Raw genomic sequence first — 24,483 nt, 5'->3', positions numbered from 1 at the left:
CGGGGCAGGGCCCCGGCACCATGGCTGCCGGCGCCTTTGCCATCATCGCGGCGCAGGGGCTGCAGCCGGCTGACGGGGTTGGCCACGCAGGCGGCCACGTATTGTACTCGGCTGCGTATTCGCACTACGCGCGCCGCGTGCTGCAGGCCCGGCCGGATTTGCCGGCCATCCTGGCCGCCGCGGCCGCCCAGCCGCTGACGCGCGCCTGGATGCAGGCGCGGCTGCAGGCGCTGCACGAGCCCTCGGCCGATGCCGAGGAATCCGCCAAGCGCACCCTGCGCCGTCTGCGCGCCGAAGTGATGTGCGCGGTGATCGAGCGCGATTTGCGCGGCCTGGCCACGCTGGGCGAGGTCACCGGCGCCATGACCGACCTGGCCGAGCTGGCGATCCAGCATGGCCTGGCGATGCTGGGCGACGACCTGGCCACCACCTTCGGCCGGCCGGTCGGCGCCCACAGCGGCGAGGTGCAGGAGCTGGTGGTGGTGGGCATGGGCAAGCTGGGCGGGCGCGAGCTCAATGTCTCGTCCGACATCGACCTGATCTTTCTCTATGACGAGGACGGCGAGACCCAGGGCGGCTCGCGCAGCCTGTCCAACCACGAGTACTTCATCAGGCTGGGACGTCGGCTAATCAAACTGCTGGCCGACGTGACCGCCGATGGCTATGTGTTCCGTGTCGACATGCGGCTGCGCCCCAACGGCGACGCCGGCCCGCTCGCGTGCAGCCTGGGCATGCTGGAGGAATACCTGGTGGTGCAGGGGCGCGAGTGGGAGCGCTATGCCTGGATCAAGGGCCGCGTGGTGTCGGCGCTCGACACGCCGCACGCGCAGCGCACTGCCAGCCTGCTGTCGCGGCTGACCACGCCCTTCGTGTTCCGCCGCTACCTGGACTACGGCGTGATCGCCGCCATCCGCTCGCTGCACGCGCAGATCCGCAGCGAGGCCGCCAAGCGCAGCGGCGGGCTGGCGGGGCACGGCGTCAACCAGCGCTCGTTCAATATCAAGCTGGGCCGCGGCGGCATCCGCGAGATCGAATTCATGGCACAGGTGTTCCAGCTGATCCGTGGCGGCCAGGATCCGGTGCTGCGCGTGCGGCCGACGCTGGAAGTGCTGGCGGTGGCGGTCGAGCGCGGGCTGTTGCCCGCCGGCCAGGCCGAGCAGCTCGGCGATGCCTACCGCTTCCTGCGCCAGCTCGAACACCGGCTGCAGTACCGCGACGACGCCCAGACCCACCACCTTCCGACTTCGCCCGACGAACAGCTGGCGGTGGCGCAGATGATGGGCTGCGCCGACTGGCCCGAACTGCTGGCGCGGCTGGCCGCCCTGCAGGACCCGGTTGCGCAGCAGTTCGAGGCCACCTTCTCGGATCCCGATGCCGCCCCGTGCGAAGCGCTGTGGCCGGGCATCGTGTTCGACGATAACGCCGCGCAAGCGCAGGACAACCCGGAACAGAAGCAGGACGACGCGGCCTGCGACGATGACGCCGCGCCCTGCCAGCGCCTGCAGGCCGCCGGCTTCACCGATTGCACCGGGCTGCTGGACCGGCTGCGCGCGATCGCCTCGTCGCTGCGCTACCGCGCGCTGTCCGAGTCCAGCCGCGCGCGCTTCGACCAGCTGGTGAACCGCGCGCTTGACCTGGCCGCGCGCCAGGACGATGCCGACAGCACCATCGCGCGCTTTATCGACTTCCTCGAGGCGATCAGCCGCCGCGCCTCCTACCTGTCGTTGCTGTCCGAATACCCGCAGGCGATGGACCGCGTCGCGCAGACGCTGCATGCCTCGCGCTGGGCCGCGGCCTACCTGACGCGGCACCCGCAGCTGCTGGACGAACTGCTCGACAGCGATGCGCTGGCGGGCGCGCCGGACTGGGCCGCCTTCCGCAAGCGCCTGCATGAGCGGCTGCTGGCCGCCGAAGGCCAGATCGAGCAGCAGATGGACATCCTGCGGCGCGAGCATCATGTCGAGACTTTCCGCGTGCTGCTGCAGGACCTGCAGGGCATGCTGACGGTGGAGCAGGTGGCCGACCGCCTGTCCGACCTGGCCGATGCCATGCTCGAGGCCACGCTGGAAACGGTCTGGCGCCAGCTGGCCACGCGCCACCGCGACACGCCGCGCTTTGCGGTGATCGCCTACGGCCGGCTGGGCGGCAAGGAACTGGGCTATGCCTCGGACCTGGACATCATCTTCCTGTACGACGATGACCATGAGCGCGCGCCCGACGTCTACGCCGCCTATGCGCGCCGGCTGATCACCTGGCTGACCAGCCATACCGCCGCCGGTGCGCTGTTCGATGTCGACACGCGGCTGCGCCCCAACGGCGCGGCCGGCTTGCTGGTGACCAGCTTCGAGGCATTCCGCCGCTACCAGCTGCGCGAAGGCGACAACACCGCCTGGGTGTGGGAGCACCAGGCGCTGACGCGCGCGCGCTTCTGCGCCGGCGACGCCGCCATCGGCGACCGCTTCGAGGCGCTGCGCGGCGAGGTGCTGTGCCAGGACCGCGATGCCGCCGTGCTGCGCGACGAGATCGTGCAGATGCGCCGCAAGGTCGCCGAAGGCCATCCCAACCCGACCGACCTGTTCGACCTGAAGCACGATCGCGGCGGCATGGTCGACATCGAATTCACGGTGCAGTACCTGGTGCTGCTGCACAGCCGGGCGCACCCGCAGCTGACGCGCAACGCGGGCAATATCGCGCTGCTGCGCGAAGCGGGCGAGCTGGGCCTGATCGACGCCACGCTGGCACTGGCGGTGGGCGATGCCTACCGGCTGTTCCGCGCGCGCCAGCACCAGCTGCGACTCGACGGGCAGGCGCATGCACGCGTCGCGCCCGCGTCGGTGGCGCAGCAGACCGGACAGGTGCGCGCGCTGTGGCAGGCCGTGTTCGGTGAAGCCTGACGCGGCAGTTCCGCCGGCACCCGCCGGGGCATCGTGGCCGGGGCTGCTGGCGGCGATCGCGCTGGTGTGGGCGCTGTCGGCCTGGTTCACCTTCATGCCGTGGTGGCATGCGCACGGCCTTTACCTGCGCGATGCGGTGCGGCTGGACGGCCAGTGGTGGCGCCTGGCCACCGCCATGTGGGTGCACCTGGACGGACACCACTGGCTGGCCGACGCGCTGGCCGCCACCGGCGTGCTGGCCATCGCCGCGCGCGTGGCGCGTGCGCGCACCCTGTTGCTGGTGCTGGTTGCCTGCGGCATCGCCGTGCAGGTGGTGCTGCTGCGGGTGCCGGCGATTGCGTGGTATGGCGGGCTCTCAGGCGCCTTGCACGGGCTGGCCTTGTGGGGCGCGCTCGGGCTGTTGCGGGCATCGGGCCTGGCGCGCGTCACCGGCGTGCTGCTGTGCCTGGGCGTGCTGGCCAAGGTCTGGGTGGAACAGTCGTGGCTGGCGCCGGTGGTGTTCGATCCGGCCTGGGGTTTTGGCGTGGTGCGCGTCGCGCACGCGGCCGGCGCCGTGGCCGGCCTGCTGTGCTGGGTATTGCAGGAGTGGTGGCTGGCGCGGCGCCCGGCCCGCGGCGACGACGCCTGAGCCGGACCGGGCGCCGGGGTTACATGCGACGCCGCAGCGCGAAGGCCAGCAGGCCGGACAGCGCCAGCAGCATCGCGGTCCAGGGCGGAACGGCGCCGCCGCCACCGCCACCACCGTTGCCCGAGGCCGGCGCAGCCTGCGCCGGTGGCGTGCCCGCCGCGGCCGCCAGTGCGCCGTCGGCATCGAGCAGGCCGGCGCCGCAGACGCCCGGATTGGTGGTGCAATAGGTGCCGGACGGATGCGGGCGTGCCGAAGCCTTCAGTGCTGCAGTGACCTGGGCCGGGGTCAGCGAACCATTGACCGCGAACATCATGGCCACCACGCCCGAGACCATCGGTGCGGCGAAGCTGGTGCCCGCGGATGACGTCACGACATAGGTGCCAACGCTAGTCTTGCCATCGTTGTTCAAGGTGCGAATGACCGAGGGCGTGGTCGTGCACTGCCCATTGACTACCTGCGAGTTGCCGCACCCGCCGCCCGGCGCGCTGATCGCGACCTGCGGGCCGACATTGGCATAGCTGGCATTCTCGCCGTCGTTGGCATGCGCCGTGACCGCGATCACGCCGCTGCAGTCGCCTGGCGCTTCCACCGCGCCGCGCTCGTTGCCGGCGGCGGCCACCACCACTACGCCACGGTCATTCAGGTCCTTGACGGCCTGTTGTTCAATGCTGCTGCAGGTGCCGCCGCCGAGGCTGATATTGACCACGCGCGCCGGCGTCGCATTGGCCGGCACGTTGGGTACCGACAAGCCGCCGGCCCAGCGCATGGCGTCGACGGTATCGGACAGCAGCGCGCCGCAGCGGCCCGATACGCGCACGGGCAGGATGCGCGCGTTCCAGTCGACGCCCGCGATGTCCTGCGCGTTGTTGGTCTGCGCCCCCAGCACGCTCGCCACGCGCGTGCCGTGCCAGCTGTTGTCGGTGGCCGTCTGCGTGGGCGTTGAACTGCCAGGGCAGGTAAAGCCGGCCGGGACACCGTCGCCGGCATCGGTGGCATCGGCGTCGCGGCCATCTGGGTCGTTGGAAATGGTGGTGCTGCTGATGAAGTCGTAGCCAGGCAACACGCGCGCCGCGAGGTCGGGGTGGGGCAGGATGCCGGTGTCCACCACCGCGATCACCACGCCGCTGCTGCCACGGGTGCGGTCCCACGCGCGCGGCAGGTTGACGCCGCCCACCGCCGTGCCGGTACCCATCAGGTAAGGCTGGCGCGAGATGAACTCGGAATCGTTGGGCAGGGTGTCGTGCAGCCGCAGCCAGCGGTCGGGCACGGCGTCGGCCACGCGCGGGTCCTGGCGCAGCCGGGACGCCGCGGCTTCCGGGTCGGCTGCCAGTGCGTCGGGCACCTGCAGCAGGTGCAGGTTGCCGCCCATGGCGCGGCGCGCCGTGACGGCAATGCCGGTGCGCTCGCTCAGCTGCTTGAGCGCATCCGCCGCGGCTGCAGGCGTCTTGCTGCTGCCATCGCTGGCTGTGCCATTGGCGCCATCGCGCCAGCGCACGATGATCTGGCCGGTGTAGGCGGGTGCGGCATGGGCGCCGGCAGCCAGTGCCGCGCTGGCCGGCATCGCGCCGCACACAGCGGCGGCGGCGAAGACTATGGCCCGCCAGCGGCGGGCCACGGGGCTGCTACGGAAGTCGGACTGCGCGGGTTGCGGCATGTATTCCTCCTGGGGCGTAGCGCGCGGGGGGCTTGTCATGTAGCGAATACGATCCAGCGTGGTTGTGCAAGGGCGACCGAAGGCTTAGAACCCGTCCTGCATTCGGGCTCAGCTCTGCGGCATGTCGCGGCTGGTGGGAGGGTTGCGGTTGGGCTTGAGCACGCGGTCCGGCTCGGCGGTCTCGATGCGGGGCGTGGTGCGCAGGGTCTCGACCGCCTGGTCGATGGTGGCGTCCGCCGATGGCGAGATCGCTGTGACCAGCCAGACGCCGCCGGACATCGGGCGCTTGACCACGTAGCGGATCGGACCCTTGATCTCGGCCAGCAGCTTGCCGGCGTCCTCCGACAGGTTCACCGCGGGCGGCTTGAAGCGCACCATGATGTCGCCAAGGGCGCGGTCATCGCTGATGCTGCCCGGCGGCGGGGCCGAGGACTTGGGCTGGGCCTGGCAGGCGGACAGCGCCAGCAGTGCGGCCGATGCGGCGGTGGCGAAGGCCAGCACGGCGCGCAGCGATGCGCGCGGGCGTTGCCGGGGGCCGGCTTGCGCTTGGCGGGTCATGGTGAAGCTCCTGTCAGTGTATGGATTGGCGCACGTGCTGGGCGGGCGGGGGCATCAGCCGGCGGCGCGGCGGCTGCGCCGGCCATCCTTGCCGCCCGCGCCGCGTGCGGGCTGGCTGCCCTGGCCGCCGGCCATGCCTTGCGCCAGCATTTCTTCGGCATGTTGCAGCGTGGTGGCGGTGACGGTGGCGCCGCCCAGCATGCGGGCGGTCTCGACCACGCGCCCGGCGGGGTCCAGCACCCGGATGCGCGAGCGCGTGACCGAACCATCGCCCGCATCGGTGGTTTCCTTGCTCACCAGCAGGTGGGTGCCGGCCTGCGCCGCCACTTGCGGCAGGTGCGTCACGCACAGCACCTGGCGCGCGCGGCCGAGCTCTTGCAGGCGCCGGCCGACCACTTCGGCCACCGCGCCGCCGATGCCGGTATCGACCTCGTCGAAGATCAGCGTGGGCGTGGGCGAGGCTTCGCTGGTGATCACCGAGATCGCCAGGCTGATGCGCGCCAGTTCGCCGCCCGACGCCACCCGGGCCAGCGGCCGCGGGCTCACGCCGGCATGGCCGGCGACCAGGAATTCGACCTGCTCCAGCCCATGGCTCTGGCCTTCGTCGAGCGCATTGAGTGCGGCGACAAAGCTGCCGCCGGCCATCGACAGGCCCTGCATGGCGTCGGTGACCGCGGCGGACAGCGCCTGCGCGGCCTGCTTTCGGGCGTGGCTGAGATGCTGCGCCAGGGTCAGGTAGGCAGCCTTGGCCGCGGCCTCGCGCGCCATCACCTTGTTCAGGTCCTGCGCGGCCTGCAGGTCGTCCAGCTGCTGGCGGCGTGCCACCAGCTCGTCGGGCAGCTGCCCGGGCGGCAGGCGGTACTTGCGCGCGGTGGCGTGCAGCGCCTGCATGCGTTCGTCCACCGCCTGCAGCCGCTCGGGGTCGAGTTCGAGCCGGTCGACATAGCGCGTGAGCGAGTGCGCGGCTTCCTCGGCCTGCATCTGCGCGGGCTCGAGCGCGGCCAGCACGTCGCGCAGCGCCGGATCGACATCGGCCAGCTGCTGCAGCTTGTGCACGATGGTATTCAGCGCCGACAGCACCGAGCCGTCGGCCTCGGACAGTGCGTCCAGCGCGGCGCGGCTGCCGTCGATCAGGCCGGCGGCATGCGACAGCCGGTTGTACTCGGACTGGATCTCTTCCCATTCGCCCGGCTGCGGGTTGAGCTTGTCCAGTTCGCCGACCTGCCATTCCAGCCGTTCGCGTTCGAGCTGCATCTCGCGCGACTGGTGTTCCACCGCCTCGCGCTGGCGCACGCAGGCACGCCAGGCGCGCCAGGCCTCGGCCACCGCGCCGGCCTGCTGCGTGAGGCCGGCGTGGGCGTCGAACAGCAGCCGCTGCGCATCGGGGCGCAGCAGCAGCTGGTGCGCGTGCTGGCCGTGGATGTCGACCAGCTGGTCGCCGACTTCGCGCAGTTGCGCCAGGGTGGCGGCGGCGCCGTTGATAAAGGCCTTGCTGCGGCCCCCGGCATCGACCGTGCGGCGCAGCAGCACGGTCGCCACGCCGTCTTCCGCTTCACTGTTGAGCTCGCGCTCGGCCAGCCAGGCATCCAGTGCCGGGTGGGTCGAGAAGGTGGCGCTGACGCTGGCGCGCGGGGCGCCTTCGCGCACCACGCCGGCATCGGCGCGTTCGCCCAGCACCAGCGCCAGGGCATCGATCAGGATGGATTTGCCGGCGCCGGTCTCGCCGGTGAAGACGGTGAAGCCAGTGGTGAAGTCCAGGTCGAGCGTATCGACGATGACGAAATCGCGGATGGACAGGCTGCGCAGCATCGTGGCGTTGGAGGTAGTCGGTCCGATGGGTTCGGGATCAGGCTCAAGGGGCGGCTTGATACTGGCTCAGAGGCGGTTGTCTTCGGACGGGTACTCGTGCCAGTGCAGCTTCTTGCGCAGCGTGGCGTAGTAGTTGTAGCCGACCGGGTGCAGCAGGTTGATGGTCTTTTCGGAGCGCCGCACCACGATGCGGTCGCCCGGCAGCAGCGAGGTCAGCGACTGCATGTCGAAGTTGACGCTGGCGTCGCGCGCGCTGGCCACCTCGATGGTGACCTCGGCGTCGTGCGGCAGCACGATCGGGCGGTTGGACAGCGCGTGCGGGGCAATCGGCACCAGCACCACGCCCGACAGCGTCGGGTGCAGGATCGGGCCGCCGGCGGACAGCGCGTAGGCGGTGGACCCGGTGGTGGTCGACACGATCAGGCCGTCCGACCGCTGGTTGTACATGAAGTGGCCGTCCACCGACACTGCCAGCTCGACCATGCCGGAGATGCCCGAGCGGTTCACCACCACGTCGTTCAGGGCCAGCGCGGAGAAGATGTCCATGTCGTCGCGCACCACGCGCGATTCCAGCAGCAGGCGGGTCTCGGCCTCGTAGCGGCCGTCGAGCATGTCGGGCAGCACGGTGTGCGCGTCTTCCAGCGCGATGTCGGTCATGAACCCCAGCCGCCCGTGGTTGACGCCGATCAATGGCACGTCATAGCCGGCGAGTTGGCGGGCGATGCCCAGCAGCGTGCCGTCGCCGCCCAGCACCACGGCCACGTCGGCCTGCCGGCCGATCTCCTCGGCGGACAGGGCAGGGTAGGAGGTCAGCCCGGTGGCCAGCGCGGTTTCGCGCTCGAACACCACGTCCTGCCCGTTGCGCAGGATATAAGAGGCGATCTCCTCCAGCGGCCCTTCGATGCCGGCAGTGGAGTACCGGCCCACCAGGGCGACGGTCTTGAACGAAGTGCGCACGGCGCTGGCTTTCGGGGGGGCGGACATGACGGGATTAGACCATACCGCCATGACGCTTGTCAGCAGGCGCCGGCGGCCGGCCCAGGCCGCCCGCCAGAAGGTCCAAAACTTGCGTAAAATCGGGGCATCATGGATGAACGCTCCAAAACGCTGCTCAAGACCCTGATCGAGCGCTATATTGCCGAAGGGCAGCCGGTCGGTTCCCGCACCCTGTCGAAATACTCGGGGCTGGACCTGTCGCCTGCGACCATTCGCAATGTGATGTCCGATCTGGAGGAAATGGGCTTTATTGCCAGCCCGCACACCTCGGCCGGCCGTATCCCGACCCCGCGCGGCTACCGGCTGTTCGTCGATTCGATGCTGACGGCCAAGCCGCTGGAGCGCAACGCCGACCTGGCCGAGCTGACCGGCCAGATCCAGGACCAGCTCGGCGGCCAGCAACTGGGGCCGCAGCGCATGATCACGGCGGCCGCGCGCACGCTGTCGAACCTGTCGCACTTTGCCGGCGTGGTGATGACGCCGCGCCGCGCGCAGGCGTTCCGGCAGATCGAATTCATGCGGCTGTCGGACAAGCGCATCCTGCTGATCATCGTCAGCCCCGAGGGCGACGTGCAGAACCGCATCATCCAGACCGAGCTGTCATACACGCCGGCCCAGCTGATCGAGGCGGCCAACTTCTTCAACTCGCACTATGCCGGCATGAGCTTCGACACGGTGCGCGGCCACCTGCGGGTGGAACTGCAGGACCTGCGCCGCGACATGTCGCAGCTGATGCAGGCCGCGGTCGAGGCCGGCAGCGTTGCCGAGGACGAGGACGACGACCACGTCTTTATCAGCGGCGAGCGCAAGCTGCTGGAAGTGGAAGACCTGGCCTCCAGCATGGACAAGCTGCGGCGCCTCTTCGACGTGTTCGAGCACAAGACCAGCCTGCTGCAGCTGCTGGACGTGTCCAGCCATGCGCAGGGCGTGCAGATCTTTATCGGCGGCGAAAGCCGGCTGGTGCCGATCGAAGACATGGCGGTCATCACCGCCCCGTATGAGGTCGACGGCCAGATCGTCGGCACGCTTGGCGTGATCGGCCCCACGCGCATGGCGTATGAGCGCGTGATCCCCATCGTCGACATCACCGCGCGCTTGCTGTCCAGCGCCCTGAGCCAGAACTAGTGCAAAGACTGGCTGGTCTGACAAGCGGCTCCATTCCTACCGAGCGCGGCAATCGCCGGTGCGCCGCACCGGCGCCATCCCGGCACCGTGCCAACCCGGAAGCGACATGACGTTTTCTCCCGAACCGGCCTACCAGCACGGCCAGGCGCCGCGCACGGCGATCCTGCTGGTCAACCTGGGCACCCCGGACGCTCCCACGCCCAAGGCGGTGGGGCGCTACCTGAAGGAATTCCTGTCCGACCCGCGCGTGGTCGAGATCCCGCGCGCGGCCTGGCTGCCGCTGCTGCATGGGGTGATCCTGCCGCTGCGTTCGCGCGCCTCGGCGCTGAAATACGAATCGATCTGGCTGCGCGAGGCCCATATGACGGGCTCGCCGCTGCTGGTCTACAGCGAGCGCCAGGCCCATGCGCTGCAGCGGCTGATGAACCAGCACGGCCATGAAGTGACGGTCGCGTGCGCAATGCGCTACGGCAACCCGTCGATCGCCTCGGTGCTGGAGGCGCTGCGCCGGCAGGGCTGCGAGCAGGTGCTGGTGCTGCCGATGTATCCGCAATACTCCGGCACCACCACGGCCACGGCCTTCGACGAGGTGTTCCGGGTGCTGGGCCAGTGGCGCAACCAGCCCGAACTGCGGCTGGTCAAGCATTTCCATGACCACCCGGCCTATATCTCGGCGCTGCACCAGCAGGTCGGCGCCTATTGGGCGCGGCACGGCATGCCGGACTTTGCCCGCGGCGACAAGCTGATCCTGTCGTTCCACGGCGTGCCGCGGCGCACGCTGGAGCTGGGTGACCCCTATCACTGTGAATGCCTGAAGACCGGCCGGCTGCTGGGCGACGCGCTGGGCCTGCAGCCGGGTCAGTATCAAGTGACGTTCCAGTCTCGTTTTGGCAAGGCGGAATGGCTGCAGCCGTACACCGCGCCGACGCTGGCCGAGCTGGGCAAGGTCGGCGCGGGCCGGGTCGACGTCTTCTGCCCGGGCTTTCCGGCCGACTGCATCGAGACCCTGGAGGAAATCGCCATGGAAGGGCAGACCGAGTTCAAGGTCGCGGGCGGCAAGGATTTCCACTTCATCCCGTGCCTGAATGATGCCGATCCGTGGGTCGCGGCCATGGCCGAGATCGCGCTGCAGCACCTGCAGGGCTGGCCGCTGGCCACGCCGCATCCGCACGAACTGGAAGCACGGCGCACGCGCGCCCAGACCCGGGGGGCGGCGGCATGAACGTCGACTTTGAGCCGGATGCGCGCCAGCGCATCGACAAATGGCTGTGGTGCGCGCGCTTCTTCAAGACGCGCTCGCTGGCCGCCGAAGCGGTGGAGCGCAGCAAGGTGACCGTCAACGGCCAGCCATGCAAGAACTCGCGCGAGGTGAAGCCCGGCGACAGGGTGGTGCTGGAAGCGCACCAGCAGCGCTGGGAACTTGTGGTGAAAGGCATTGCCCAGGCGCGCGGGCCGGCGCCGGTGGCGCAGACGCTGTACGAGGAAAGTGCCGAAAGCCAGTCGCGCCGGCTGGCCGATGCCGAGCGCCGGCGCCTGCAGCCGGAGCCGTCCGCGCAGATCCCGGGGCGCCCGACCAAGCGGGACCGGCGCCGCATCGACCACCTGAAGGGCTGAAATGGCAACGCGGCGGCACCGTTTCCGGTGCCGCCGCGCAATGGGATTGCGATCCGGCAGGGTTTATTCCTGCGAGACTTCCTGACTGACGATAGGGACGATGTAGTGCTTGAACACCGCCTTGCCGCTGCCATACTCCGTATCGCGCGGGGTGAATGCGCCGGAAAGGCAGATAAAGGCGGTCATGACCGCCAAAGCGGCCACAAGGCAGAGCGTCACGACTGGCAGCTTATGCATGGCCAACCTTTCGGAAGAGGCACAAAAATGAACCATCTCCAGAACCCCCGGCATTTTTGTCATTTTTCTTACTGAGAATCTTAGTGAGTGCGATGCAGCAAAGCAATAAGGCGTCGATTGCATATGCCTGGCCTTTGTAACCGTGTGTTTCCGCGTCACGCCAGCGCCACTCTTGAAAACCTGCGCCTTGCCACCACCTGCACGGAACACGCGCCGATTTACCACCCGCGGCCAGGCCCACGGCGGGCCGCGACAATGCATTGATACGGATCGACATGGAAGAACAGAAGCAGACGCCAACCACCCAGACGCCTACGCCCGCGGGCGATGAGGCGGCCAACGCCAGCCAGGAAACCGGTGCGCCGGAAACCGCTGCCGTGGACGACGTGGCGGCCCAGCTGGCCGCCCTGGAAGCCAAGGCGCGCGAGCATTACGACCTGTATATGCGCGCCATTGCCGAAGGCGAGAACATCCGCCGCCGGGCGCAGGAAGATGTCGCCAAGGCGCACAAGTTCGCCATCGAGAACTTCGCCGACAACCTGCTGCCGGTGATGGACAGCCTGCAGGCTGCGCTGGCCGATGGCTCGGGCGATATTGCCAAGCTGCGCGAAGGCGTTGAGCTGACCGCGCGCCAGCTGGCCGCCGCCTTTGAGCGCGGCAAGATCGTTGAACTCAACCCGGTGGGCGAGAAATTCGACCCGTACCGCCACCAGGCCATCTCGATGGTGCCGGCGGACCAGGAACCCAATACCGTGGTGGCCGTGCTCCAGCGCGGCTACACCATTGCCGAGCGCGTGCTGCGGCCGGCGCTGGTGACGGTGGCGGCACCGAAGTAAGGCGACCCGGGACGGCGGCATGCCGTCCCGGATTGCGACCTGACGCCCGGTGCCGGCTGGCCCGGGCGTTTGTCATTCTGGAGCGAGCATGACCACTGAACCAACCGCCGGCTCGCCGGAATCGTCCACGTCTCCCCACCTTGACCACCGCGCCTTCGAGGCATTCGGCATGCGCGAGGTCGATGACGGCAGCATCGACGCCGCCATCGCCGATGCGGGCGACACGCTGGTGTGCGTGTTCTTCTGGGGGGTGGACTGCTTCAACTGCGAGATGGCCAAGAAGTCGATGCTGGCCAACCCCGAACCGATCCGCGCGCTGGAACTGCACTGGCTGCATGCCAACGTCTACGCGCATCCCGGGCTGGGCCGGCGCTTTGGCCTGCATGGCATCCCGGTGTTCATGTTCTTCCAGAACGGCAAGAAGCTGGGCCGCGCCACCGGCTGGCATGGCCACGGCCAGTTTGCCGCCGCGGTGGCCAATGCGCGGCTCAAGGCCAGCGGCAAGCCGCTGGCCGGCTGAGCGGGTTCAGCCTTTCATCGGGATCAGCGGGACAGCGCGTAGCCGATTCGGAACTGCCAGGGCAGCTTGTGGTTGTAGTCCAGCAGGCTCTCGCCATAGCCGACGAAGTAGCCCGCCATCAGGTAGCCCGCGGTGCCGGGGATCAGCCGCGCCATCGGGTAGGTCAGCTGCGCGTCGACGCTGCCGTACCACTTGCGCGTGCCCTTGCGCAGCGTGGCGGAGAGTTCCCATGAGTCCGGGCGCCCGTAGGCAATGCCCAGGTCCATGAAGCCCCGATAGTGGGCGATGTCGGGGTTTTCGCCCTTTTCCACGTAGGCGTAGAGCTTGGGCGCGACACGCCAGTGCCAGTCGTTCTGGTCGCCGAAGTAGAAGGTCGGCTTGACGAAGACCGTATTGATGCTGCGCGATTCGTCGCCGTTGCGGCCATTGGATTCATGCTCCAGGCCGGCCGCCAGCGACAGCCGGCTGATGACGTTGTTGCGCACGCCGGTATCCGACAGGTAATAGAACAGGCTGGGCCGGTAGTTGGTGTCGCGGAACGGCTTGGACTGCTCGGACAGGTCCCATAGCGAGAACTGGGTGTAGGCCACGTAGAGGTTGTCGAACAGGCGCTTCGACGCCGGATCTTCGCCTTGGAACAGGCGGTACTTGAAGCTCAGCTGGAACTTGGCGTTGGCGCCGCCATGCGCGCCGACCATCAAATACATCGGGTCATGGAACGACAGCCGGGCGCTGTCGCGCAGGTCGGCCGGCGCGGGTGCAGCAGCGCCGGCCGTGGTGACCGGAGTCACCGGCACGGCGGCTTCGGTGGCCGGCTCCGTGCCGTTCGCTGCCGGCGCCTGGCTGGCAACCGGCGGCGTAGCGGTGGCGGGTTCACCGGGCCGCGGCAGGCGGTTCAGCGTCACCAGTACCGGTGCGGCGTCGATGCCGGTGGCATCCAGCCGCACCTGGCCGCGCAGGGCCGGCGGCAGCGCCACCGTGTAGCGGATCGCGCGGTGTTCACCGCGGCGCAGGTTGACCACGGCCGGGCCCGAGACTTCGCGCCACAGCACCAGCCGCACCGGCGCCTGCAGGTCGCCCGAGGCGGTGACTTCGAGCGTGTCGGGGATCCGGTAGCGGCGCGTGGCGTCGTCGGCGGTGACCACCAGGGTCAGCGTCAGCGGCTGGTTGCCGTCGATCACGCGCGGCGGCTGCAGCAGCGCCACCCCGGCGTGGCCGGCCAGCGGCCAGGCCAGCATCAGCGACAGGAAGATCGGGGCAACGGCGCGGCCGGCGGGCGCGAGCCGGCGCCGGCAGGCGAGGGAAATACGGGACATGGCTTGCGGGCACCGCGCCGCCATGTGACGGCAACGCGGCTGGGGAAAATGCGGACCCGCAAAGCCTACCACGCACCCATCGGAGGGTTGTGACGAATTGTACGCTGCACTTGATGCGTGACGCGTACCGGACTTAGCGGTTGGCGCGGCGCTTCACGCAATCGACGTAGTGGTCGCCGTCGGGCGGCTGGCCGGTGCGTTGTGCCTGCCACAGCATTTCGCCCAGGCATTCCATCACCTGGTGCTGCGCTTCATGCGGCGAATCCAGCCGGCGCGCCAGCGCCTCATAGGCCTGGCGGATGCCGCGGGGCTGGTCGACCGAGACCTGCTCGGAGATCGACAGGTGCATCGACAGGTGCAGGAAGGGGTTGGTCTGGCCTTGCTCGGGGGTGTAGTCCTGCGACAGCGCACCTTCGGTGTCGCGCAGCAGGCCGTGGTACTCGGGGTGCTCGCCGATCCAGTCGACGGCGATGGCTTCCAGCGGGGTCAGCACGCCGCCTGTGAGCTGCTTCTGCCAGGCATCGCAGAAGAACCGGCGGACTTCTTCTCGTGAGGGATTAAACATGGTGGCGACATTGTAAACGAGGGCCGCGGCCCGCGCTGGCGGCCCCGGTTGCTGCAAGCGGCGCCAAGTAGAATGCGGGATCGCCGACTTCCCGCCCGCCCGATGACCGCTTCCGCCCAAACCGCCCCGGACCACGCCCGCGACAAGCTGGCCGGCGTGCTGCTGATCGCGCTGTCGGCCAGCGCCTTTGGCGCCATGGCGATCTTCGCGCGCTTTGCCTATGCGGCCGGCGCGGATGTCTACGGGCTGCTGCTGGTGCGCTTCATGCTGGCGGCCGCGGCGCTGGCCTGGGTGATGCGCACGCGCGGCATCGGCCTGCCGCCGTGGCGCCGCGTGCTGGCGCTGGCGGCGATGGGCGGCATCGGCTATGTCGGCCAGTCGTTCTGCTTCTTCAGCGCGCTCAACCATGCGCAGGCCAGCCTGGTGGCGCTGTTGCTGTATCTCTATCCGCTGTTCGTGACAATCCTGGCGGCGGTCTTCCTGAAGGAGCGGCTGACCACCGCCGCGGTGGTCGCGCTGGTGCTGTGCTCGGTGGGCGCCGGCCTGACCGTCGGCGGCGGCGAGGGCTCGCCGCTGGGCATCGCGCTGGGGCTGGCGGCGGCGGTGATCTACTCGGTCTATATCATCGTCGGCGCGCGCGTGACCGCCGGCGTCAACCCGATTGCCACCACCACGGTGATCTGCACCGCGGCGGCGCTGGTCTACGGCGCCGTCGGCCTGCTGCGGATGGGGGCGGGCGCGCCGCCGCAGTTCCCGGCCACTGCCGGCGGCTGGCTGGCGCTGGCGGGCATCGCGCTGCTGTCGACGGTGCTGGCGATCCTGACCTTCTTCGCCGGCCTGCAGCGGCTGGGCGCGGCGCAGGCATCGATGCTGTCGACGCTGGAGCCGGTGGTCACGGTGCTGCTGGCGGCGCTGCTGCTGGGCGAGCATATCGGCACGGCACAGGCCGTTGGCGGCGGGCTGATCCTGGCCGGCGTACTGTGGCTGACCCGCCGGGGCAGTGCGCCGCCGCCGGCCCGCGCCGATATGCAAGGGAATTGAACGGGTTGCTCAAAGGCGCTGTCGTGGGGCGCACAAACCGTTGGGTACAATCGCGCCTTCTCTCAAATCTCGTACAGGAAAGAAGCGCATGTCCCAGATCGACAACGCCGCGCTGGCGCAGCTGTTCACCGAAGCCCGCACGCACAACGTGTGGCAGGACCGCCACGTGGACGACGCCGTGCTGCACCAGATCTATGAAGCGATGAAGTTCGGCCCGACCGCTGCCAACAGCAGCCCGGCGCGCATCGTGTTCGTCAAGAGCGCTGCCGAGAAGGCGCGCCTGGTGGACTGCGTGTCGGCCGGCAACGTCGACAAGACCCGTTCGGCGCCGGTGACGGCCATCATCGCCTTCGACACAGCCTTCCACGACCAGTTGCCCAAGCTGTTCCCGCACGCCGACGCCCGTTCCTGGTACGCCGGCAACGACGAGAAGATCGCCCGCGACGCGCTGGTGAACAGCTCGCTGCAAGGCGGCTACTTCATCCTGGCGGCGCGCGCGCTGGGCCTGGACTGCGGCCCGATGGGCGGCTTCGATGCCGACAAGGTCAATGCGGCCTTCTTCCCCGACGGCAAGTGGAAGGTCAACTTCCTGTGCAACCTGGGCTACGGTGAGGCCGACAAGCTGTTCCCGCGCGGCCCGCGCCTGTCGTTCGACGAAGCCTGCCGCATCGTCTGAGCGCGCTGCGCACCAACGGTGCCAGACAAAAAAAGCGACCCGCCGTGGTCGCTTTTTTGTCTGGTACGCGGCGGCGGGTTCAGGCCGTCCATTCCTGCATGGGATTGCAGGCCAGGTAGCGCTGGGGTTCGGCAATGCCAAGCCGCGCGCGGGCCGCGTCGATGGGTTCGTGCAGCAGCTTCTCGTAGTCCTCGCCCAACAGCCATTGGGCGCGGCGGCCCAGCCGGTAGCCCTCCAGCACGGCCCGCGCAAAGGCCAGGCTGCCGCTCACGCGCAGGCTCTTCAGCGACGCCGCGATGGCGATGAAGGCCCAGCCCTTGCCACCGGTCTGCGCATAGCTGAATGCCACCAGTGCGGCTTCGCCAAGGCTTTCATCGGCCCGGTAGCCGGTGAGCACATGCCAGATGTCGTGGATGTCGCGCGTACGCCGGCCGAACCACATATAGGCGTCCTCGACCACCGGTTCCTGGTCCAGGTTCGAGACCTTGGCCAGCCCGTCAGCGCTGTAGCCGGTCTGTTCCAGGAACGCGCGATAGGCCGCGCCCACCGTGTCCGGTGCGAACCTGGCCACGTAGGCGGGATCGGACAGACGCTCCGCCAGCTCGATGCGCTGGTAGACCATGCGCCGCCCGTCCGGCGTGCCCAGCAGGCGGTTGAAGTTGCGGGGCATGGACGGCCCGTTGAGCGCGCGCATGATGCGGAACACCTGCTCCGTGTCGTTGCCATTCGCCATCAGCTTGCGAATCGCCTGGAACGCGGCGAAGACATTGTGCTTGTAGGGGTTGGAACCGGTGGTGGTGGCCATGGGCGGGGCTCCGTGGATCAGGCGACCTGCGCCTGGGCCGGCGCGGGTACATGCAGCCGGGCGGCGGCGTCGCGGACGAAATCGACGCTGGTATCGATGGCGGTCACCGGCAGCATATGCCCGCCGCTGACCAATGTCAGCGTGGCGCCCGGAACCTTGGCGGCGAGCGCTTCGCCATGCTCGGCAAAATCCAGGATGCGGTCCTCGCGGCCGTAGAGGACACTGACCGGCACGCGCAGCGTGCCGTAGCGGGGCAGCAGCGCCGGCAGGCTATGCGCGGCACCGATCAGGTCTTCGGACGCGGCCAGGAAGTGGCAGGGCCGCAGCGCCAGCAGGCCGCCACCGCGCGTCGGGAAGTCGTCCGGCACCGGGTCCGGGCCGAATACGATGTCCATGACGGCTTCGCGGCGCCGTATCGACATCGGCACCACCAGCGTCCATGCCATCAGCCGGCGCAGCCACGCGCTGTGCACAGTCATGGCCTGGAATACCGGCGAGATCGCCTTGGGCGGGTGCGTGAGCGGCGCGATCAGTGCCAGCCCGCCCACGCGCTCGGGGTGGTGGATGGCCAGCGCCAGCGCAATGGCACCGCCCAGCGAATGGCCCACCACCAGCGGACGCTCCAGGCCAAGCTGGTCGCACAGCGCGGCGAGCGCTGCGGCCTGCGCCGGCAAGTCCGCGGCGCTGCCCGGCGTGCGTGTGGAGTGGCCTGCGCCGGGGCGGTCGACAGCAATCACGCGGAAGTTCCTGGCAAGCGGCTCGATCATGCCGTAACCAAAATTCTCAAGCTGGCCGGACAGGCCATGCACCAGCAGCACCGCCGGGCCCTGGCCGCGCTCCACCACATGCAGCCGCGCGCCGGGCACGTCGACAAAGCGGCCGGGCGGCGGCATGGCGGCTTCGATGCGCCGGGCGGTGCGCCACGTGTACAGATACAGCGACGCGCCCAGCACCAGGATCAGCCCGATCAGCACCGCGAAGACGGTCAGGAAGATGGTCATGATTGCACCTCGCTGGCGGCAACCGCCGGCGCCGTGTTGTTGTCCGTGGTGTCCTGGCTGTCGCGGTGCGCCCGGTGTGCCAGGGGAGAGTGAGGCGAGACATCGAACTGCAACACGCCGTCTGCGATGCGCCCGTGCCGGATCGTCAGCAGGTCTTTCAGGTAGTTCTGGTGCACGCGCCATGGCTTGCGATGACCTTGCCGGGGCAGCACGGTGGCGGCACGCTGCACGTAGCCGGAGGTGAAATCCAGGAACGGGGTCGGCTCTACGTCAGCGGGGGCGCGCGGCACGGCAATGCGGTGGGCGTGGCGATCCATGTGACGCAGCAGGCGGCAGACGTACTCGGCCGTGAGGTCGGCCTTGAGCGTCCACGAGGCATTGGTGTACCCGAAGGCCAGCACCAGGTTGGGCACATCGCTCAGCATCATCCCCTTGTAGGCCAGGCATTCGGCGGGGCGGCGTGGCTGGCCGTCCACGGTGAGCGCAATATCGCCCAGCATGTTCAGCTTGAGGCCGGTGGCCACCACCACGACATCCGCGGCCAGCGTCTTGCCGCTGGCCAGCACGATGCCGTCTTCGGTGAACCGGTCGATGGTGTCGGTCACCACCGATGCGCGCCCGTCGCGGATCGCGCGGAACAGGTCGCCGTCGGGCACCAGGCACAGGCGCTGGTCCCACGGCCTGTAGCGGGGCGTGAAGTGGGTGCCGACGTCATAGCCTGGCGCCAGTTGCGCTGCCGCCATGCCGATCAGGCGCTGGCTGACGCGATGCGGCCGGCGCCGCGCCAGCTGGAAGAACATCATGCCCAGCAGCACGTTTTTCCAGCGCGTGGCGGCGTAGGCCAGCCGCTCCGGCAGCACGCGGCGCAGCTTGTGGGCGATGGCGTCTTCGCCGGGGCGCGTCACGATATAGGTGGGAGAGCGCTGCAGCATCGTCACGTGCGCCGCGCTTTTCGCCATGGCCGGCACCAGCGTGACCGCCGTGGCGCCGCTGCCGATCACCACCACGCGCTTGCCGGTGTAGTCGAGCGATTCGTCCCAGAACTGCGGATGCACCATGCTGCCGCGGAATTGCTCTTCGCCGGCAAAGGTGGGCCGGTGGCCCTCGGCATAGCTGTAATAGCCTGCGCACACATAGAGCAAGCGTGTGCGCAGGCGCAGCCGGCTGTGGTCCGCCGTGCGTTCGGCTTCGACCGTCCAGCAGGCTGCGGCGCTGTCCCATGCCGCGCTGACGACCCGATGGCCGAAGCGGATATGTGACGTGATGCCGGCCTCTTCGGCGGTTTCGCGGATGTAGGCGCGAATCGACGGCCCGTCGGCGATGGCCTTGGCACCGCGCCAGGGCTTGAAGCGGTAGCCCAGCGTGTACATGTCCGAATCCGAGCGGATGCCGGGGTAGCGGAACAGGTCCCAGGTGCCGCCCATGGCCTCGCGGGCCTCCAGGATGGCGTAGCGCTTGCCGGGGCAGCGCATTTGCAGCTGGCGCGCGGCGCCGATGCCGGACAGGCCGGCGCCTACGATCAGGACATCAAGGACTGCGTCATCGGAACTTGGGGCGGTCATGGGGGATCCGGACGAGTGGCACTTCTGACAACATAGATTGTCAGAAGCGATCCGGCAAGTAATCTGACAATAGGGAATGTCATAATGGCGCGCATGACGACCGAGCTCACCCCCGCGCGCCGCTACCGCGGCGCGGAAGCCGAAGAACGACGTGCCCAACGCCGTGTGCAGCTGATTGCCGCGGCCGTGCAGGTCTACGGCGAGCGCGGCTATCAGAACGCCACCGTCAAGGCCGTGTGCGAGGCCGCGGGCCTGACCGAACGGTATTTCTATGAGTCGTTTGCCAACAGCGAGGCCTTGCTGCTGGCATCGTTTCAAACGGTGACCCACCGCTTGCTGCACACCCTCGCCCTGGCGGGCGAGGGGGCCGGAGGCGACGGCCAGCAACGCGCGCTGGCCATGCTGCGTGCCTATTTCGGGGCACTACAGCACGAGCCGCGTTCAGCGCGGGTGTTCCTGGTGGAAATCCGCGGCGTCAGCAAGCTCGTCGACGGGGCGCTGGCGGATTCGCTGGATGCATTCGGCGGGCTGCTGGCGCAAGCCCTGCTGCCGCCGGGACGCAAGCTGGATCCGTTGCTGACGGCGGGGGTGGCGGGCGGGGTGGTCCACATCGCCCTGCGCTGGATCACGCACGGCTACGCGCCCGATGTGGAGGTGGTCGCGCGCACGGCGCTACAGCTGGCCCTGGTGCTGGCGCACGAGCCGGACTAAGCCCGGCGGCTTACAGCTGCGGCGCCGGCGTCTTTTCCCTGAACTCGCATAGCGGCTCGATCACGCAGTGCCAGCACTCGGGCTTGCGCGCCTTGCACACGTAGCGGCCGTGCAGGATCAGCCAGTGGTGGGCGTCGTGCAGGAACTCATGCGGCACGCACTTGAGCAGTTTCTGCTCGACGACCTGCACGGTCTTGCCCGGCGCCAGCCCGGTGCGGTTCGATACCCGGAAGATATGCGTGTCCACCGCGATGGTGGGCTCGCCGAACGCGGTGTTGAGCACCACGTTGGCGGTCTTGCGGCCCACGCCCGGCAGGGCCTCCAGCGCTTCGCGCTCGGGCGGGACCTTGCCGCCGTGGCGCTCGACCAGGATGCGGCAGGTTTCGATCACGTGCTTCGCCTTGGTCTTGTACAGCCCGATGGTCTTGATGTACTCGCTGAGGCCGGCTTCGCCCAGGTCCAGCATCTGCCGCGGGGTATGCGCCACCGGGAACAGCCGCCGTGTGGCCTTGTTGACGCCGACGTCGGTGGCCTGCGCCGACAGCAGCACGGCGATCAGCAACTCGAACGGCGAGCTGTATTCCAGTTCGGTGGCCGGGGCAGGGTTGGTTTCGCGCAGCGTCTCAAAGATGGCACGGCACTTGGCGGCGTTCATTGTTTTTCTTCCGGGTCGGTGTTGGCGTTCTGGCCGGATGCCGGCTTGGCAAGCCCCGCACGCGCGCGCCGTGCTTCGGCGGCGTCGATCTGGGCCTGCACCGCAGCCGAGACGTTTTCCGTATTGCGCGGCTGCGCGGCCTGCTGCTTCTGCCGGGCGCGTTCGATCGCGGCCTGGATGATGGCGCGCTTGCGTTCCTGCGCGGCGCGCTCGGCATCGTTCTCCGGCGCTTCGGCCTGCACCGCGGCCAGCTTGGCGGCGGCCTTGGCGGCCAGGCGCGCGTCGTTTTCCTCGCGCTCGCGCACCAGCCGCGCATTGCGCGCCAGGTAGCGCGCGTGCGCGGCATCGGCCTGCGACTGCGACCACGCGGCCCAGCCGGTGCGCGCGCTGGTGACCGGGACCATGTCGATGCAGTCGACCGGGCAGGGCGCCACGCACAGGTCGCAGCCGGTGCACCAGTCAGGGATCACCGTATGCATCTGCTTGGCTGCGCCGGCAATCGCATCGACCGGGCAGGCCTGGATGCAAAGCGTGCAGCCGATGCAAAGGCTCTCGTCGATGCGGGCCACCGCGCGCGGCTGTTCGCTGCCGCGTTCCGCGTCCAGCGGCAGCGGTTCGGTGCCCAGCACCGCGGCCAGGCGCACGATCCCTTCCGCGCCGCCGGGCGGGCAGCGGTTGCAGGTGGCTTCGCCGCTGGCCATGGCTTCAGCGTAGGGGCGGCAGCCGTTGAAGCCGCATTTGGTGCACTGGGTCTGGGGCAGCAGCGCTTCGATGCGGTCGGCAAGGGACTTGACGGCGGGATTCACGACTACGGGCAGGAAATCAGGGGACAAGACAGGGACCAAGGCCGGATCAGAACGGTCAAGACACGATATTTGCGGGGCACTGTGAGGGTTTGGCGACATAACAGCCGAACCCTGCGGCGGACAATAGGCCAGCGACCCTGCGGCACCGGGACCTCTGTGGACCCCTGCGAACCATCGCACCGCAAGGATTATCCCCGATTTCGCCGGCGGACAGAAACGGCGATGATGCGCGCACCGCCGGATTGCCGCATTCCGGCCTATGCCATAATCCGCGCAACGATCGACCAGCCACCCCATGTCAACTGAGCCCAAGACCAAACGCGACCCGGAAGGAACGCGCCGACGCATCCTCGCTGCGGCCACCGAGGAATTCGCCAAGGGGGGTCTGGCCGGCGCCCGCGTCGACCAGATTGCCCGGCGCGCGGAAACCAACGAACGCATGCTGTATTACTACTACGGCAGCAAGGAAGGCCTCTTCCTGGCGGTGCTTGAGAAGCAATACGCCAATTTCCGCGCCGACGAGGAGCAACTGCACCTCGTCGACGAAGACCCGGTCCAGGGCGTGCGCACGCTGGCGCGTTTCGTCTGGGACTGGTATTACGAGCATCCGGAGTTCATCCGCCTGGTCAACAGCGAGAACCTGCACGAGGCCCGGCACCTGAAGAAGTCGGCGCAGCTGCATCAGCTGATCAACCCGGTGGTGGACGTGCTGGCCGACGTGATCCGGCGCGGGCAGGAACAAGGCGTGTTCCGCGACAATATCGACGTGCCGCAGTTCTACCTGACGATTTCCGCGCTGGGCTACTACGTGCTGTCCAACCGCTACACCATCAGCGCCGTGATCGGCCGCGACGTGGCCTCGCAGCAGGAGCATGAGCGCTTTGCCGAGCTGCACTCGGAAATGCTGCTCAGCTACCTGAAGAAGCACTGAAAATCCCGGCCCGACCCCGCAAAAAAAACGCCCGCATTCGCGGGCGTTTTTTTACTTGGTGGCCGAGGCCTGGTGGTACTTGCGGATAAAGTCGCGCAGCTGCGGGTAGATCTCCTCGCGCCAGCGCCGGCCCGAGAAGATGCCGTAGTGACCGCAGCGTTCCGCATTCAGGTGCTGCTTGCGGGTTGTCGGGATGCCGGCGCACAGGTCGTGCGCCGCGGCGGTCTGGCCCGCGCCGGAGATGTCGTCCAGCTCGCCCTCGATGGTCATCAGCGCGGTGCTCTTGATGTCCTGCGGCCGCACCGGATTGCCGTCGATGGCCCAGGTGCCGTTGGCCAGGCGGAATTCCTGGAACACCTCGCGGATGGTGTCGAGGTAGTACTCGGCGGCCATGTCGAGCACCGCGTTGTATTCGTCGTAGAAGCGCACATGGGCTTCGGCGTCGTCCGCATCGCCCTCAACCAGGCTCAGGTAGAAGTCATAGTGCGAGGAAAGGTGCCGGTCCGGGTTCATCGCCACGAAACCGGCATGCTGCAAAAAGCCCGGGTAGACGCGGCGGCCGTGGCCGGGGTAGTTGGCCGGCACGGTGTAGATGACGTTGTTCTCGAACCACTCGAACGACTTGTTGGTCGCCAGCGAGTTGACCGCGGTGGGGCTCTTGCGGGCGTCGATCGGGCCGCCCATCATGGTCATGGTGCGCGGCGTCTGCTCGCCGGCCGAGGCCATCAGCGAGATCGCGGCCAGCACCGGCACCGTGGGCTGGCACACCGAGATCACATGCAGGTTCTCGGCGCCGATATGGCGGATGAATTCCTGGATGTAGTAGATGTAGTCGGACAGGTGGAACGCGCCATTCTCCGCCGGCACCATGCGTGCGTCGATCCAGTCGGTCACGTAGACCTTGTGGTCCTGCAGCAGCGTGCGCACCGTGTCGCGCAGCAGCGTGGCATGGTGACCCGACAGCGGCGCGGCCACCAGCACCACCGGCTCATCCTTGAGCAGCTTGATGGTTTCCGGGTCGTCGGCATAGCGCTTGAAGCGCACCAGCTTGCAGAAGGGCTTCTCAAACACGGTCTGCTCGACGATGGGGATGTCGCGCCCGTTGGAGCGCACCGACTTGATGTCGAACTGCGGTTTTTCGTATTCCTTGCCGAGCCGATACAGCAGTTCGTAGCCGGCTGCCAGGCGGGGGGCGCCAGGAACCAGCGACATCGGGCTGAGGGGGTTGGTGAAGGTCTTGGCCGTCGCCTGGGCCCACGCGGTCAGCGGGTGCAGGATCGAGCGCTGGAACTCATGCAATTGGTAGAGCATGCCTTTTCTGCCTGGGGTCTAGCTATGAGGTACGTACTACCAGGTACTAATGTACTGACAATACACCGTGGATCGTGGCGCCGATTATGCCTTTAATCGAACGACCGTGCTAACGATCTTGCTCTGCAGCATATACCTTAAAGTACATCCATTGCTGCGGAAAACAATAAGGTAAAAGGCTGATTTCTTGATGACATTGGTCGATAAATCGCAAACAAATGCAAAAAGCGGC

General features: G+C 68.4%; 24 protein-coding genes. 11 read left to right on the top strand and 13 right to left on the bottom strand.

What is annotated here, in order from left to right; genetic code table 11:
* Positions 1–20 precede the first annotated feature (20 nt).
* Complete coding sequence (glnE, locus tag ACW4E8_RS08055) at positions 21–2,894, top strand: bifunctional [glutamate--ammonia ligase]-adenylyl-L-tyrosine phosphorylase/[glutamate--ammonia-ligase] adenylyltransferase (protein WP_456804111.1); 2,874 nt, start codon at positions 21–23, stop codon at positions 2,892–2,894.
* Positions 2,884–3,522, top strand: coding sequence for a rhombosortase (rrtA, locus tag ACW4E8_RS08050; RefSeq protein WP_456804016.1), 639 nt, complete (start codon positions 2,884–2,886; stop codon positions 3,520–3,522). The genes glnE and rrtA overlap by 11 nt, the downstream gene beginning before the upstream one ends.
* Before the next feature lie 19 nt (positions 3,523–3,541).
* On the opposite strand, the gene mprA is transcribed toward rrtA, so the two are convergent.
* The 4 genes from mprA to ACW4E8_RS08030 form a co-directional block, all read right to left on the bottom strand.
* The gene (gene mprA, locus ACW4E8_RS08045) at positions 3,542–5,176 is read right to left on the bottom strand and encodes an MprA protease, GlyGly-CTERM protein-sorting domain-containing form (RefSeq protein WP_456804015.1); all 1,635 of its coding nucleotides are present in this window, start codon (positions 5,174–5,176) and stop codon (positions 3,542–3,544) included.
* A gap of 108 nt (positions 5,177–5,284) precedes the next feature.
* Positions 5,285–5,734, bottom strand: a complete 450-nt coding sequence (locus tag ACW4E8_RS08040; RefSeq protein ID WP_456804014.1) for a hypothetical protein — start codon at positions 5,732–5,734, stop codon at positions 5,285–5,287.
* A 54-nt stretch (positions 5,735–5,788) separates the two neighbouring features.
* Positions 5,789–7,543: a DNA repair protein RecN gene (gene recN, locus ACW4E8_RS08035; protein ID WP_456804013.1), complete on the bottom strand. Its 1,755-nt coding sequence runs from the start codon at positions 7,541–7,543 to the stop codon at positions 5,789–5,791.
* Positions 7,544–7,609: 66 nt separating this feature from the next.
* Positions 7,610–8,527 carry an NAD kinase gene (locus ACW4E8_RS08030; RefSeq protein ID WP_456804012.1) on the bottom strand — a complete coding sequence of 306 codons (918 nt, stop codon included), beginning with the start codon at positions 8,525–8,527 and terminating at the stop codon, positions 7,610–7,612.
* A 102-nt stretch (positions 8,528–8,629) separates the two neighbouring features.
* On the opposite strand from ACW4E8_RS08030, the gene hrcA reads away from it, so the two are divergent.
* The 3 genes from hrcA to ACW4E8_RS08015 all read left to right on the top strand — a co-directional run bounded on the left by hrcA (position 8,630) and on the right by ACW4E8_RS08015 (position 11,278).
* Positions 8,630–9,664 (top strand): heat-inducible transcriptional repressor HrcA, encoded by a 1,035-nt coding sequence (hrcA, locus tag ACW4E8_RS08025; RefSeq protein WP_013956091.1) that lies wholly within the window; start codon positions 8,630–8,632, stop codon positions 9,662–9,664.
* Positions 9,665–9,770: 106 nt separating this feature from the next.
* Positions 9,771–10,886 (top strand): ferrochelatase, encoded by a 1,116-nt coding sequence (gene hemH / locus ACW4E8_RS08020; protein WP_456804011.1) that lies wholly within the window; start codon positions 9,771–9,773, stop codon positions 10,884–10,886.
* Positions 10,883–11,278 (top strand): RNA-binding S4 domain-containing protein, encoded by a 396-nt coding sequence (locus tag ACW4E8_RS08015; protein ID WP_456804010.1) that lies wholly within the window; start codon positions 10,883–10,885, stop codon positions 11,276–11,278. Before hemH ends, ACW4E8_RS08015 begins: the two co-directional genes overlap by 4 nt.
* Before the next feature lie 63 nt (positions 11,279–11,341).
* Here the strand turns inward: ACW4E8_RS08015 and ACW4E8_RS08010 are convergent, their stop codons facing one another.
* Positions 11,342–11,638 carry a hypothetical protein gene (locus tag ACW4E8_RS08010; protein ID WP_456804117.1) on the bottom strand — a complete coding sequence of 99 codons (297 nt, stop codon included), beginning with the start codon at positions 11,636–11,638 and terminating at the stop codon, positions 11,342–11,344.
* Positions 11,639–11,790: 152 nt separating this feature from the next.
* On the opposite strand from ACW4E8_RS08010, the gene grpE reads away from it, so the two are divergent.
* Both grpE and ACW4E8_RS08000 read left to right on the top strand, forming a co-directional pair.
* Positions 11,791–12,351 (top strand): nucleotide exchange factor GrpE, encoded by a 561-nt coding sequence (grpE, locus tag ACW4E8_RS08005; RefSeq protein ID WP_456804009.1) that lies wholly within the window; start codon positions 11,791–11,793, stop codon positions 12,349–12,351.
* Positions 12,352–12,439: 88 nt separating this feature from the next.
* On the top strand, positions 12,440–12,871 hold the full coding sequence (locus ACW4E8_RS08000; protein ID WP_456804008.1) for a thioredoxin family protein: 432 nt from the start codon (positions 12,440–12,442) through the stop codon (positions 12,869–12,871).
* Positions 12,872–12,894: 23 nt separating this feature from the next.
* Here the strand turns inward: ACW4E8_RS08000 and ACW4E8_RS07995 are convergent, their stop codons facing one another.
* Positions 12,895–14,187: a phospholipase A gene (locus ACW4E8_RS07995; protein WP_456804007.1), complete on the bottom strand. Its 1,293-nt coding sequence runs from the start codon at positions 14,185–14,187 to the stop codon at positions 12,895–12,897.
* A gap of 133 nt (positions 14,188–14,320) precedes the next feature.
* Positions 14,321–14,752: a DUF1841 family protein gene (locus ACW4E8_RS07990; RefSeq protein ID WP_010809044.1), complete on the bottom strand. Its 432-nt coding sequence runs from the start codon at positions 14,750–14,752 to the stop codon at positions 14,321–14,323.
* Between the two features lie 102 nt (positions 14,753–14,854).
* On the opposite strand from ACW4E8_RS07990, the gene ACW4E8_RS07985 reads away from it, so the two are divergent.
* The gene (locus ACW4E8_RS07985; protein WP_456804006.1) at positions 14,855–15,793 is read left to right on the top strand and encodes a DMT family transporter; all 939 of its coding nucleotides are present in this window, start codon (positions 14,855–14,857) and stop codon (positions 15,791–15,793) included.
* Positions 15,794–15,881: 88 nt separating this feature from the next.
* Entirely contained in the window at positions 15,882–16,469 is a 588-nt protein-coding gene (locus tag ACW4E8_RS07980) for a malonic semialdehyde reductase (protein WP_456804005.1), read from the top strand.
* A gap of 79 nt (positions 16,470–16,548) precedes the next feature.
* Here the strand turns inward: ACW4E8_RS07980 and ACW4E8_RS07975 are convergent, their stop codons facing one another.
* From ACW4E8_RS07975 to ACW4E8_RS07965, 3 genes are read right to left on the bottom strand one after another with little or no spacing between them, the layout of a single operon-like run.
* Positions 16,549–17,274, bottom strand: a complete 726-nt coding sequence (locus tag ACW4E8_RS07975) for a Coq4 family protein (RefSeq protein WP_456804004.1) — start codon at positions 17,272–17,274, stop codon at positions 16,549–16,551.
* A 17-nt stretch (positions 17,275–17,291) separates the two neighbouring features.
* On the bottom strand, positions 17,292–18,275 hold the full coding sequence (locus tag ACW4E8_RS07970; RefSeq protein ID WP_456804003.1) for an alpha/beta fold hydrolase: 984 nt from the start codon (positions 18,273–18,275) through the stop codon (positions 17,292–17,294).
* Positions 18,272–19,837, bottom strand: coding sequence for a flavin-containing monooxygenase (locus tag ACW4E8_RS07965; protein ID WP_456804002.1), 1,566 nt, complete (start codon positions 19,835–19,837; stop codon positions 18,272–18,274). Before ACW4E8_RS07965 ends, ACW4E8_RS07970 begins: the two co-directional genes overlap by 4 nt.
* Before the next feature lie 84 nt (positions 19,838–19,921).
* Between ACW4E8_RS07965 and ACW4E8_RS07960 the strand changes: the two genes are divergently transcribed.
* Positions 19,922–20,548, top strand: a complete 627-nt coding sequence (locus ACW4E8_RS07960) for a TetR/AcrR family transcriptional regulator (protein WP_456804001.1) — start codon at positions 19,922–19,924, stop codon at positions 20,546–20,548.
* A 10-nt stretch (positions 20,549–20,558) separates the two neighbouring features.
* On the opposite strand, the gene nth is transcribed toward ACW4E8_RS07960, so the two are convergent.
* On the bottom strand, positions 20,559–21,203 hold the full coding sequence (gene nth / locus ACW4E8_RS07955; RefSeq protein ID WP_456804000.1) for an endonuclease III: 645 nt from the start codon (positions 21,201–21,203) through the stop codon (positions 20,559–20,561).
* Complete coding sequence (gene rsxB, locus ACW4E8_RS07950; RefSeq protein ID WP_456804110.1) at positions 21,200–22,009, bottom strand: electron transport complex subunit RsxB; 810 nt, start codon at positions 22,007–22,009, stop codon at positions 21,200–21,202. The genes nth and rsxB overlap by 4 nt, the downstream gene beginning before the upstream one ends.
* A gap of 295 nt (positions 22,010–22,304) precedes the next feature.
* Between rsxB and ACW4E8_RS07945 the strand changes: the two genes are divergently transcribed.
* Entirely contained in the window at positions 22,305–22,940 is a 636-nt protein-coding gene (locus ACW4E8_RS07945) for a TetR/AcrR family transcriptional regulator (protein ID WP_456803999.1), read from the top strand.
* 51 nt (positions 22,941–22,991) lie between these two features.
* Here the strand turns inward: ACW4E8_RS07945 and ACW4E8_RS07940 are convergent, their stop codons facing one another.
* Positions 22,992–24,251, bottom strand: a complete 1,260-nt coding sequence (locus ACW4E8_RS07940; protein WP_456803998.1) for a polyhydroxyalkanoate depolymerase — start codon at positions 24,249–24,251, stop codon at positions 22,992–22,994.
* Positions 24,252–24,483 lie beyond the last annotated feature (232 nt).

The sequence above is a fragment of the Cupriavidus sp. CP313 genome (assembly GCF_054072015.1).
Note: the sequence above shows the minus strand (reverse complement) of the source record. Positions and strands in the feature narration are given on the sequence as shown.

Coding starts and splice junctions, on each gene's coding strand:
- glnE (WP_456804111.1), top strand. CDS start 21: ATGGCTGCCGGCGCCTTTGCCATCATCGCGGCGCAGGGGCTGCAGCCG.
- mprA (WP_456804015.1), bottom strand. CDS start 5,176: ATGCCGCAACCCGCGCAGTCCGACTTCCGTAGCAGCCCCGTGGCCCGC.
- ACW4E8_RS08040 (WP_456804014.1), bottom strand. CDS start 5,734: ATGACCCGCCAAGCGCAAGCCGGCCCCCGGCAACGCCCGCGCGCATCG.
- recN (WP_456804013.1), bottom strand. CDS start 7,543: ATGCTGCGCAGCCTGTCCATCCGCGATTTCGTCATCGTCGATACGCTC.
- ACW4E8_RS08030 (WP_456804012.1), bottom strand. CDS start 8,527: ATGTCCGCCCCCCCGAAAGCCAGCGCCGTGCGCACTTCGTTCAAGACC.
- hrcA (WP_013956091.1), top strand. CDS start 8,630: ATGGATGAACGCTCCAAAACGCTGCTCAAGACCCTGATCGAGCGCTAT.
- hemH (WP_456804011.1), top strand. CDS start 9,771: ATGACGTTTTCTCCCGAACCGGCCTACCAGCACGGCCAGGCGCCGCGC.
- ACW4E8_RS08015 (WP_456804010.1), top strand. CDS start 10,883: ATGAACGTCGACTTTGAGCCGGATGCGCGCCAGCGCATCGACAAATGG.
- ACW4E8_RS08010 (WP_456804117.1), bottom strand. CDS start 11,638: ATGCAATCGACGCCTTATTGCTTTGCTGCATCGCACTCACTAAGATTC.
- grpE (WP_456804009.1), top strand. CDS start 11,791: ATGGAAGAACAGAAGCAGACGCCAACCACCCAGACGCCTACGCCCGCG.
- ACW4E8_RS08000 (WP_456804008.1), top strand. CDS start 12,440: ATGACCACTGAACCAACCGCCGGCTCGCCGGAATCGTCCACGTCTCCC.
- ACW4E8_RS07995 (WP_456804007.1), bottom strand. CDS start 14,187: ATGTCCCGTATTTCCCTCGCCTGCCGGCGCCGGCTCGCGCCCGCCGGC.
- ACW4E8_RS07990 (WP_010809044.1), bottom strand. CDS start 14,752: ATGTTTAATCCCTCACGAGAAGAAGTCCGCCGGTTCTTCTGCGATGCC.
- ACW4E8_RS07985 (WP_456804006.1), top strand. CDS start 14,855: ATGACCGCTTCCGCCCAAACCGCCCCGGACCACGCCCGCGACAAGCTG.
- ACW4E8_RS07980 (WP_456804005.1), top strand. CDS start 15,882: ATGTCCCAGATCGACAACGCCGCGCTGGCGCAGCTGTTCACCGAAGCC.
- ACW4E8_RS07975 (WP_456804004.1), bottom strand. CDS start 17,274: ATGGCCACCACCACCGGTTCCAACCCCTACAAGCACAATGTCTTCGCC.
- ACW4E8_RS07970 (WP_456804003.1), bottom strand. CDS start 18,275: ATGACCATCTTCCTGACCGTCTTCGCGGTGCTGATCGGGCTGATCCTG.
- ACW4E8_RS07965 (WP_456804002.1), bottom strand. CDS start 19,837: ATGACCGCCCCAAGTTCCGATGACGCAGTCCTTGATGTCCTGATCGTA.
- ACW4E8_RS07960 (WP_456804001.1), top strand. CDS start 19,922: ATGGCGCGCATGACGACCGAGCTCACCCCCGCGCGCCGCTACCGCGGC.
- nth (WP_456804000.1), bottom strand. CDS start 21,203: ATGAACGCCGCCAAGTGCCGTGCCATCTTTGAGACGCTGCGCGAAACC.
- ACW4E8_RS07945 (WP_456803999.1), top strand. CDS start 22,305: ATGTCAACTGAGCCCAAGACCAAACGCGACCCGGAAGGAACGCGCCGA.
- ACW4E8_RS07940 (WP_456803998.1), bottom strand. CDS start 24,251: ATGCTCTACCAATTGCATGAGTTCCAGCGCTCGATCCTGCACCCGCTG.